This window comes from Nonomuraea sp. NPDC005692, assembly GCF_040631115.1.
Lineage (GTDB): Bacteria > Actinomycetota > Actinomycetes > Streptosporangiales > Streptosporangiaceae > Nonomuraea.
In genome coordinates this window covers 59,063-68,942 of the sequence record NZ_JBEXYU010000045.1, presented here as the reverse complement: position 1 = coordinate 68,942, position 9,880 = coordinate 59,063, and the positions used below count along the sequence as shown (strand labels likewise).

Below are 9,880 nucleotides of genomic sequence, written 5' to 3'. Positions count from 1 at the left end.
CGGTCGAGGTCGCCGGTGGCGACCTCGACGCCGGCGGGGAACGCGGCCTTGGCGGGAGCGCGGGTCATGGCCCGGACAGGGACGTTCCGGCCGGCGAGCAGGGCGAGGAGTTCGGAGCCGACAGTGCCGGTGGCACCGGTGATGAGCAACATGAGAGGTCCTTTCCGCGTGGTTCAGGAACGGGAGAGCCTGACGTCGGGGAGGAGCAGGGACAGGGCCAGCCCGATCAGCGCGATCGGGATGACGGCGAGGAAGACCAGGTGTAGCGCGTCGGCGTAGGCGGCCGGGCCAGGCTGGGCCGGAAGGTTGCCGGTCACGAGCGCGGCGAAGAAGGAGGCGCCGAGCGCGGTACCCGTCTGCCGGGCCATGGCGGCGGTGCCCTGGACGGCGCCGATGTCGTCACGACGGGCGGCATTGCGGGCGGCCAGGCTCAGGGCCTGGGAGTTGAGCCCGCCGGCGATGCCGAACAGCAGCAGGAGGACGGTGGCGAGGACCGGGCCCGCGTCGACGACCGCGCACAGCAGCCCGGCCAGCGCGAACAGGACCATGCTCGCGACGGGATGGCGACGGTAGGAGCCGGTGCGGGCGATCAGCTTGGTGGAGGCGTAGGAGGCGAGGACGACCCCGAGCATCATCGCGGTGAGCAGGTACCCGGAGGTCTGGACGCTGATGGACAGGACGGCCTGCAGCCAGAGCACCAGGTAGTTGACGATGCCGAGGCCGAGGAACCCGGCGATGAAGCCGACCGCCACGACGACGGAGAACGTGCGATCGCGGAACAGGCGCAAGGGGATGACCGGGTCCGCCGCGCGGCGCTGGGCGAGCACGAACAGCACCGGCGACAGCACGCAGGCGGCGGCCAGGCCGAGCGTGACCGGGGAGGTCCAGGCGTAGGCGGTGCCGGCCCAGGTGGTGAGCAGGTTCACCGCGACGATCGCGGCGGCCAGGAGGATGACGCCGAGACAGTCGACGCGGGCCTGCCGGCGCCGGGCGGGCAGGTGCAGCCGGATCGCGACGACGGCGACGACGAGTGCCCCGAGGGGCAGGTTGACCAGGAAGATCGAGCGCCAGCCGGCCAGGCCGGTGAGCAGACCGCCGATGGTGGGGCCGGTCAGGGACGCGGCGCCGAAGGTCAGGGAGAACCAGCCGTAGTAGCGGGCGCCCTGCCGAGGAGTGAACATCTCGCCGAGGATGGACAGCACCGAGATGAACAGGCCGCCGCTGCCGATGCCCTGGACGACGCGGAAAACGATCAGCTGGGTCATGGTCCGGGCCAGGCCGCAGGCGACCGATCCGGCCAGGAAGACCAGGATCGAGACGAGGAAGACGCGTTTGCGGCCGTACAGGTCACCGAGCTTGCCGTAGACGGGCACGGCGACGCTGCCGGCGATGAGGTAACCGGTGGTGACCCAGGCGAACCGGTCCAGGCCACCGAGGTCGGCGACGATGCGGGGCAACGCCGTGGCGACGATCTGGGAGTCGAGCAGGGACAGGAAGACCGCTGCCATCAGGAGGACGACGACTCTGGTGGCGCCGGCCGACACGGTCACGACAGGTACGGAAGAACGGGAGGTCACGAAGATCCTAGCGATCAGGAAGCAGGCTCCAGCGGAGCCCGCGGACGAACGGAAGAACATCGACCCTGAACGGGCGATGGAGATGGGCTTGGCCAGGCATGAACCTGACGCGAACCGGCCTTTCGGCCCTCTCAACCCTGATCCACCCGCGTGCGGGACTATCGATCAAGGTCCTTCATGGTGTTCGTCTGTTCTCGAGGCTCCCGATGGATCGCCAGGACGCAGAAAGCCCGGGAGGTGATCAACCGGACGCCGGCGACGCTAACACTCCATGCCAGCGCGATGCAACCCGACCGGTAACGCCTTCGCCACTTCCGGTCCGCTCACGGCGGTTCGGGGGCACCCTGGAGGCATGTCGAAGTCGTCGTCAGGGGTGGGACGTGCGCCGCTTCGGCGGGCCGTGGCGATCGCCGCGGCCGTCGGGCTGGTGGTCTGTCCTGCGGCCGGGGTGCTGTGGTTCTTCGCCGATCGGCTGCACGTGCCTGCCCAGGTGCTTCAGGTGCTGGACCAGCGGACCGGCGTGGTCGGCAGGTTCGCCGGCATGGCGCTGGGTGCGGCCGCCCTGGTGGTCGCCGGGCGCGGCGACCGCTCCGGCGTCGTCTCGACCGGTGACGGCGCGCGGAACGTGCGGATGCGGGCGCGCGCCTCGGGCCAGGACCGGGTGTACCAGGCAGGCGGCGACCAGACCAGCGACGAACGATGACCCTCCTGCCAGACGGCCCCGAAGAGCGGCTGGACATCCGGACGAAGGGCGTCGCCCGGGAGCAGGGCCGGGTCTACCAGGCGGCTCGCGACCAGACCATCACCCAGATCACCCAGCAGTCCCCACGGCGGCCCCTGCCCCCGGCCGGCACGGCGCCGGTCCCGGCCGGGCTGTCCGGCCTGCCGCGCCGCCCCGCGGGCGCCTTCGTCGGACGGGACGCAGCCCTGGCCGACCTGCGCCGGACGCTGCGGGACGCCAAGGGACCCGGCGTGATCACCCAGGCCGTGCTCGGTCTGGGCGGCGTCGGCAAGAGCGAGCTGGCCCTGCAGTACGCCCACCACCACCGCCGAGACCACGACCTGGTGTGGTGGATCGACGCCGACGGCCCCGGCCGGATCCGCGCCGGGCTGGCCGCCCTGGCCCGGGCGCTGACCTGTGGCATCGACTCGGTGGCCGCCGAACAGGCCACCATGGAGGAGGCCGCCGCCTGGGCGCTGAGCTGGCTGGCCGCCCACCCCGGCTGGCTGGTCGTCCTCGACAACGTCGAGGAGGTCGCCGACGTCGAGCCGTACCTGGCCCGCCTGGCCCACGGCCATGTGCTGATCACCACCCGCCGCGACATCGGCTGGCAGCGCCTGAACGTCACCCCGTTCCGGCTGGAGCTGTTGCCACGCCCCGCCGCGATCGCCCTGCTGGCCGGCCTGGTCGGCCCGCCGGACTCCGCCGACACCGGCCGGCTGGGAGAACTGGCCGCACAGCTGGGGGACCTGCCGCTCGCCCTGACCCAGGCCGGCGCCTACATCGCCCGCACTCCCCGCATGACCCTGGCCGCCTACCTGGAGCTGCTGACGACCGTCCCCGCCCGGATGTACGCCGCCGCGACAGCCGGAGTCGACGCCGAACGCGTGGTGGCCAAGGTGCTGACGCTCAGCCACGCCCGCATCGCCGCCGTCGACCCGTTCGCGATCGACGTGCTGAACCTGCTGGCCTGCTTCGCCCCCGACAACCTGCCCTGCTCCGTCCTGGACGGCCTGCCCAAGGCCGACCCGTTGCAGGTCGGCGAGGCGCTGGCGCTGCTGGAGTCCTACAGCCTGATCACCCTCACCTCCAGCCCTGTCGAGCTCGTGCCCGGCCGTCCGGAGGACCTGGTCAGCGTCCACCGGCTCGTCCAGGCCGTCACCTTGCACCGGCTCACGCCCGACCGACGTGAGCAGGTCCGCGCCGGTGCGGCGGAGCCGGTCCAGGCCGCGCTCCCCGACAAGCCGCGGACGATCGGCACCTGGCCCGCCTGTCGAGCACTCCTGCCACACGCTCGCGCCGTGTTGCCGGCCGGCGCCCCCGGCCTGCACCGCCTGGTCGACTTCCTCGATGCCAGCGGCGACTACGCGACCGCCGCCCAGCTGCAGGAGGCCATCCACACCCACGCTCTGGCGACGCTGGGCGCCGAACATCCCGACACCCTCATCGCCCGGCACAATCTCGCCTGGTGGACGGGGGAGGCGGGGGACGCGGTCACCGCCCGCGACCAGTACACGGCCCTGCTGCCCGTCCTCGAACGCGTCCTGGGCGTCGAGCACCCCGAGACCCTGGCCGCCCGGAACAACCTCGCCGTCTTCACGGGCGGGGCAGGGGAGGCGGCCACCGCCCGCGACCAGTACACGGCCCTGCTCCCCGTCCTCGAACGTGTCCTGGGCGTCGAGCACCCCAACACCCTGACCGCCCGCCACAACCTGGCTGTCTGGACAAGGGAGGCGGGGGATGTGATCACCGCCCGGGACCAGTTCGCCGCCCTGCTGCCCATCCTGGAACGTGTCCTGGGCGCCGAGCACCCCAACACCCTGCTCGCCCGGAACAACCTCGTCCGGGGAACAGGTGAGGCGGGGGACGCGAGCACCGCACTCGACCAGTACACGGCCCTGCTGCCCGTCTTCGAACGCGTCCTTGGCGCCGAGCACCCCGACACCGTGTCCCTGCGGCACAACCTCGCCCGGTCGACGGCCGAGACGGGCGACGCGGCCACCGCCCGCGACCAGTTCGCCGCCCTGCTTGAGGTGCGCGAACGCGTCCTGGGTGCCGAGCACCCCGCCACCCTGCTCACCCGGCACAACCTCGCCTGGTGGACGGGGGAGGCGGGGGACGCGGTCACCGCACTCGACCAGCACACGGCCCTGCTCCCCGTACTGGAACGCGTCCTGGGCGCCGAACACCTCACGACCCTGGCCACCCGCAACAACCTCGCCCGGTGGACGGGGGAGGCGGGGGACGCGGTCACCGCACTCGACCAGTACACGGCCCTGCTGCCCGTCCTCGAGCGCATCCTGGGCGCAGAGCACCCCGCCACCCTGGCCGCCCGGCACAACCTGGCTGCCTGGACGGGGGAGGTGGGTGACCTGGCCGCCGCCCGCGACCAGTTCGCCGCCCTGCTCCAGGTGCGCGAACGCGTTCAGGGCACCGGACACCCCGATACCTTGACCACTCGGGATCAACTCGCCTACTGGACGGAGCAGGCGGGGGAGACGGGTGGCGGTTGACGTACGGATCCCGGTCCGCGAGGCATCCGAGCGGCCTGCCTCGCCGGATCACTCCGGGGCCGGGTGGGCCGTCCCGCGTTCTCCGCGCAGCCGGGCCGGGTCGACCTCGGTCGCGGCCGTCCTGCCGTCCAGTCGCCAGCCCTTCTCGTACGCCGCGGCGAAGGCTTCCTCGCCCAGGGCGGCCTGCCCTCGGCGGCTGAGCTCGCCGACCTGCCGATCGGTGTGGTCATGAGCCCCGCGCAGCCGGGACGCGGCGCCGAGCAGGACGGCCGAGTCGTGATGCCGTCCGTGCGCCTCGGCGTACGCGGCGGCGTTCACCGCCACCAGCGACAGGATCGGCAGGTCCCGGGTCCGCAACGTCGCCGCGTACGCCTTCTCCAGCGCCTTCTCCGCGCCGGCCAGGTCGCCCGTCTCCAGGCAGAGCCAGGCCCGTGCGCTGCCGACCAGCGTCCGCACGTGGTCACCGGCGAACGTGGTGTCGCCGTCGAGGTCCCGTTCGGCGTCGAGGTCCCGTTCGGTTTCGTCCAGTAGGGCGCGCGCCCGGTGCAGGTCGCCGAGGCGTATCCGGAAGCCGGACTCCCACGCGTCGAACAGGGCCAGCAGTTCCCTCGACGTCGCCCGCCGCACCCGCTCACGGGCCGACTCGATCATCGTGATCGCCAGGACGGTGTCGCCGCGCCGCAGGTGCAGGTCGATCCAGCGCAGGTCGCTGAACACCTGGTCGCCGAGGCTGAGCGAGCCGAACTCGGCGGCCAGCGACCGGGCCTCGCGCAGGTCGGCCAGCGCGCCGTCCAGGTCGCCGTCGTACTGCCGCAGCTGGGCGCGCATCGGCAGCGCGGTGGCCTGGCCCCAGCGGTCGCCGACCTGCCGGAAGCGGGCCAGGGCCGCGGTCACGTCGGCACGCGTCCTGTCGAGGTCGCCCGCGTTCTCGGCGAGCCGGGCCCGGAACATGCGGGCCAGCCCGGACAGCCACACGTCGTCGCCGTCGGCCAGCTGCTCGACGATCGCCAGCGCAGTCCTGTCCTCCTGCAGGAACGCGAGCGTGAGCGCGTACACGCCGTACGGGCCGGGCAGCTCCGGGTACGCGAGCAGCCGGTTGGTCAGCTCACGTATCCGCGCCCGGTCGTCGGCGGCCTCCCCGGCGGTCATCCCCGGCCGGGTGTCGACCCGGTTGGCCAGGTAGATCGCCTGAGCGCAGTCGCGTTCGGGCGTCGGCTCCCCCGGAGGGCACCGCCAGCGCCTCGCCCAGCCAGTAGGCCGCGTCGCGGTGCCGGCCGAACATCTGCCAGTACCAGGTCAGACTCAGGGCGAGCGCGACCGCGCCGCGAGCGTCGCCGCTGTCGCACCGCCGGCGCAGGGCGGCCAGGTCGCGGACGGTGCTGAGGTCGCCCGTCCCGGCCAGGCGGTCGGCGCCGTACTCGCGCAGCGTCTCCAGCATGCGGTATCGGCCCGGATCGGGCGCGAGCTGCAGCAGCAACCGGTCGACCAGGGCCGCCAGCAGCTCGGGAATCTCGTCGGCCCGCACCGCGGTGCCCGCGCAGACCGCGGCGGCCGAGGCCGGCGTGACGCCGCCGGGCAGGATCGAGACGCGTTCGGCGACCGTGCGCTCGTCGTCGCTCAGCAGCTGCCAGCTCCAGTCGATGACCGCGCCAAGGCCGCGCTGGGCGCCCAGCGCGGGCCTTCCTCGACATGACCATCGCGACGCCTTCCAGGACGGGCCCTTCGACGTGGCCGGCGCCCCGGACGCTGCGGGCTCGTGCGTCGATCTGGCGGTGGCGCGGCGCGAGCCGAGGGTGTCGGCCGAGAGCTGCCGCCGGGCGGGGCAGCGCATCCGTCTCCCCCTCGGCCTGCCCTGACCGGTCGAGCGGCCGATCCGTACTGGATCAGTTCATGGCGAGGAAGCTTCCGATGTTGCCCTGTTTGGCGGCCCCGGGCTCCACGGGGTCGAAGACCCTGATCCGGCAGTTCGAGTCCGGGAAGACCAGGATGGTGCCTGAGGTGCGGTTCAACAGGCCACTGTCGGGGCCGAAACCGGGGTGGCACTGGTTGGGCAGGGGGTCCGTGACGAGCCTGCTCTGACCGTCGGGTGAGAACAGGCGCACGATGCCGGGAGCGGCGGCCGCGGGCGTGGCGCAGGCGAGCGCCAGGACGACGGCGGCTGTTGCGGCTGAGATGGCGGGAATGGGTCGCATGGGAGGTCCTTTCGAAGGCGGCCAGTTCCATCACAGTATGTATTTTAATGATTACTTTCAGTGACTCTCTCCGGCGATACAAGGACCTCTCGTCCGGTGACGGCACCGCCCCCGGCGCGGGCGGTGCCGATCTCTCAGTCCTTCACCGTGACGGTGTGGTTCGCCTGCGACGGCAGCGTCGCGCCGTCACCGGCCCACTCGACGGTGTAGGCGTACTGGCCGTTGACGCGGGGTGAGTCGGCCGTGCTGAACGAGCCGTCCGTGGCGAGCGGCACCGACCGCGACACGGTCGTGGTGCCGCTGTCGTCGGTGATGGTGCGCACCAGTTTCACGTAGGAGAGCGGGGCCGGCGGATGGCCGCCGATGTCCAGGGTGCCGCCGAGCGCGAGTTGCTTGCCGATCTTCCCGTTCTGCGGGCCTGACAGGGTGAGCGATGTCGCGTGCCTGGCCACCGTGAGGGTCACCGACGTGCTGCTCCACCGGAAGCCGGGGCTGCCGTCCCAGAGCGCGGCATAGGTGATCGCGCCGCCGGTCGGCGGGGTGTCGGTGAGGGTGAAGGTGCCGTCCGCCGCCGTCGTCACGGTGGGGAGCGTGGTGCTGGTGCCGTTGGGCAGCTTGCGGGTCACCACGAGCGGCTGCGCACCGGGAGCCGTACCGCCTGACAGGGTGAGCGCGCCCGTCACGGTGAGCGGTTCGAGCGCGGTCGCCGAAGGCGGGGCCGTCAGGCTCACGGCCGACGCGGGGAGGGTGGCGCCCGCCAGCCGCCACAGGCTGAACCTGCCGGTGCTCTGCTCCTTCAGCACGCCGAAGACGTCGGCGCCCGAGAAGGCCAGGGTCCGGGGGACGAGTTCGCCGACGGGGTGGTCGTCGGTGTAGGTCTTCGTCGTCGTCGCGGCGTCGTACAGGGCGACGTCGGGGCCGGACACCCGTCCACCCGCGACCTGGGAGCCGTCGGGGCTGATGGCGAGGGCGATCGGGTAGCCGGAGAACTCCGGGCCCGTCTCGACGCCGTAGGTGCGGACCTTGGCCAGGCTCGTGGTGTCCCAGGCGGTGTACCAGCGCGCGGCGCCGAACGCCGAGATGGCCGTCGATCCGTCCGGCGTGATGGTCAGATCCTCCAGGTTGGCCGAGTACGGGTCGTCCTCGATGATGCCGCGCCGAGTGGGGGGCGTGGTGCTCACGTCGAACACCAGCAGGTCGCTCTGGCTGATGCCCGACTCGCCGAGCACCACCGTGTCCCCGGCGGCGGCGACCAGCGGAGCCCCGTGCATGTCGCTCACGATCCTGGTCGGCTGCGGCGTCGCCGCCGACACGTCCAGGCTGAGAACGCCGCCGAACGTGCACCCGTATCCGACCCACAGCCGGTCGCCCGACAGTGACAGGTGCGTCGGGCACGGGTAGGCGGCCAGATCGATTCGCCTGGTGACGGTGAGGTCGGCGACGTTGATCTCGGCCACCTGGTTCGAGCCGCTCAGGGCGGCGAACAGCCGGCTGCCGTCCGGTGTCAGGGCGAGGCCGTCGGCGCCGGACAGGCCGGTGACGGCGCCGGTCACGGCGCCGTCGGTGTCCGCGACGACGATCCTGTCGCGGGCGGCGACGAAGACCTTGCCGCCGCCCGCGGCCACGTCACCGACACCGGTGACGCCTTCGAGGTACGTGGTGGAGTCGGCCGCCGAGGCGGCGGGCGCCAGGGTGGCGAGGAGGCCGGCCGTCACGACCAGGGCGGCTGACCACCGCGCCGAACGCGTGCGCCGGCTCCGGGGTAAGTTGATGATCATAAACTGAGATCTAGACACATCTGTCACAGCCGAGTCAAGTGAATATCGAACTTGAGTTCCCATCTCGGCCACGACTGTCACCGCAACCCCGGGGCCGATCTGTCGACGGCGTCGAGAAAACGGGTGCCCCAGTTCCTCAGGTGATCGACGAACTCCGGCGGTTCGAGCACCTCGAACTCGGCGCCGATGTTGCCCAGCGCCTGCGTGGGCCAGTCCAGGCTGGTGGAGATCATCGTGAGGCGGCATCGATCGGGGGCGACCGGTTCGATCTCACCCCATTGGCCGACCATCCGGCGCACCTGTTCCGCCGGTGCGTGAACCAGCGCGACCACGGTCTTGGCGGTGGGGACCTGAGCCGCGGTGCGTACGAACGCGGCGGCGTCCCCGCCGGGCAGCGGCCGCGGCAGGAAGGAGGCGCCGGTGTTGCGTGGCTGGGCCAGCCGGTCGAGGCGGAAGCTGCGCCAGTCGTGCCTGGTCAGGTCGTAGGCCACCAGATACCAGCGGCCGCCGAGCGCGACGAGGCGATGGGGCTCCACTTCACGTTCGGTTCGCGCGCCGGCGCGTGTGACGTAGTGGAAGCGCAGCCGTTCCTGGTCCCGGCACGACTGGGCGATCAACGTCAGCACCTCCGCCGGGATCACCGGCCCGGCGGAGGCCGCCGAGACGGTCATCGCGCGCAGTGCGTTCACCCTGGTCCGCAGACGGGGCGGCAGGACCTGCACCACCTTGGTCAACGCGCGCACCGCCGCCTCCTCCAGGCCCGCGATGCCGCTCTGCGCCGCGTCTCCCATGCCGACCGCCAGCGCGACGCCCTCTTCGTCGTCGAGCAGCAACGGCGGCAGCACGGCCCCGGGCGCCAGCTGGTAGCCGCCGTCGGTGCCTCGGGAGGCGTGCACGGGATAGCCCAGCTCGCGCAGGCGATCGACATCCCGGCGAAGTGTGCGTTCCGACACGCCGAGCCGCTCGGCCAGATCCGCACCCGGCCAGTGGCGGTGCGTCTGCAGCAACGACAGCAGGGTGAGCGTGCGGGAACTGGTGTTGGCCACATCCCCATTATCCGGATACTTCCGGTCAGAAACTGGCCGGAAGCCTCCCTACG

At 72.2% G+C, this 9,880-nt stretch carries 9 protein-coding genes; 2 read left to right on the top strand and 7 right to left on the bottom strand.

The features are described from left to right. Window positions 1-152 (bottom strand): NAD(P)H-binding protein (locus tag ABZ459_RS47965; RefSeq protein ID WP_357986578.1); only part of this gene is annotated, 152 nt, incomplete at its 3' end. Between the two features lie 21 nt (window positions 153-173). Then, window positions 174-1,550, bottom strand: coding sequence for an MFS transporter (locus ABZ459_RS47960; protein ID WP_357986572.1), 1,377 nt, complete (start codon window positions 1,548-1,550; stop codon window positions 174-176). Between the two features lie 379 nt (window positions 1,551-1,929). On the opposite strand from ABZ459_RS47960, the gene ABZ459_RS47955 reads away from it, so the two are divergent. Both ABZ459_RS47955 and ABZ459_RS47950 read left to right on the top strand, forming a co-directional pair. Continuing rightward, complete coding sequence (locus ABZ459_RS47955) at window positions 1,930-2,280, top strand: hypothetical protein (protein WP_357986569.1); 351 nt, start codon at window positions 1,930-1,932, stop codon at window positions 2,278-2,280. Then, entirely contained in the window at window positions 2,277-4,811 is a 2,535-nt protein-coding gene (locus ABZ459_RS47950) for a tetratricopeptide repeat protein (RefSeq protein ID WP_357986566.1), read from the top strand. The genes ABZ459_RS47955 and ABZ459_RS47950 overlap by 4 nt, the downstream gene beginning before the upstream one ends. 48 nt (window positions 4,812-4,859) lie before the next feature. Here the strand turns inward: ABZ459_RS47950 and ABZ459_RS47945 are convergent, their stop codons facing one another. From ABZ459_RS47945 to ABZ459_RS47925, 5 genes are all read right to left on the bottom strand, one after another. Next, entirely contained in the window at window positions 4,860-5,960 is a 1,101-nt protein-coding gene (locus ABZ459_RS47945) for a hypothetical protein (protein ID WP_357986563.1), read from the bottom strand. Next, on the bottom strand, window positions 5,917-6,642 hold the full coding sequence (locus tag ABZ459_RS47940) for a hypothetical protein (protein ID WP_357986560.1): 726 nt from the start codon (window positions 6,640-6,642) through the stop codon (window positions 5,917-5,919). The genes ABZ459_RS47945 and ABZ459_RS47940 overlap by 44 nt, the downstream gene beginning before the upstream one ends. 52 nt (window positions 6,643-6,694) lie before the next feature. After that, window positions 6,695-7,003, bottom strand: a complete 309-nt coding sequence (locus tag ABZ459_RS47935; RefSeq protein ID WP_357986557.1) for a hypothetical protein — start codon at window positions 7,001-7,003, stop codon at window positions 6,695-6,697. A gap of 134 nt (window positions 7,004-7,137) precedes the next feature. After that, entirely contained in the window at window positions 7,138-8,781 is a 1,644-nt protein-coding gene (locus ABZ459_RS47930; protein WP_357986554.1) for a hypothetical protein, read from the bottom strand. A gap of 77 nt (window positions 8,782-8,858) precedes the next feature. After that, window positions 8,859-9,827: a YafY family protein gene (locus tag ABZ459_RS47925; protein ID WP_357986551.1), complete on the bottom strand. Its 969-nt coding sequence runs from the start codon at window positions 9,825-9,827 to the stop codon at window positions 8,859-8,861. Window positions 9,828-9,880: the final 53 nt, after the last annotated feature.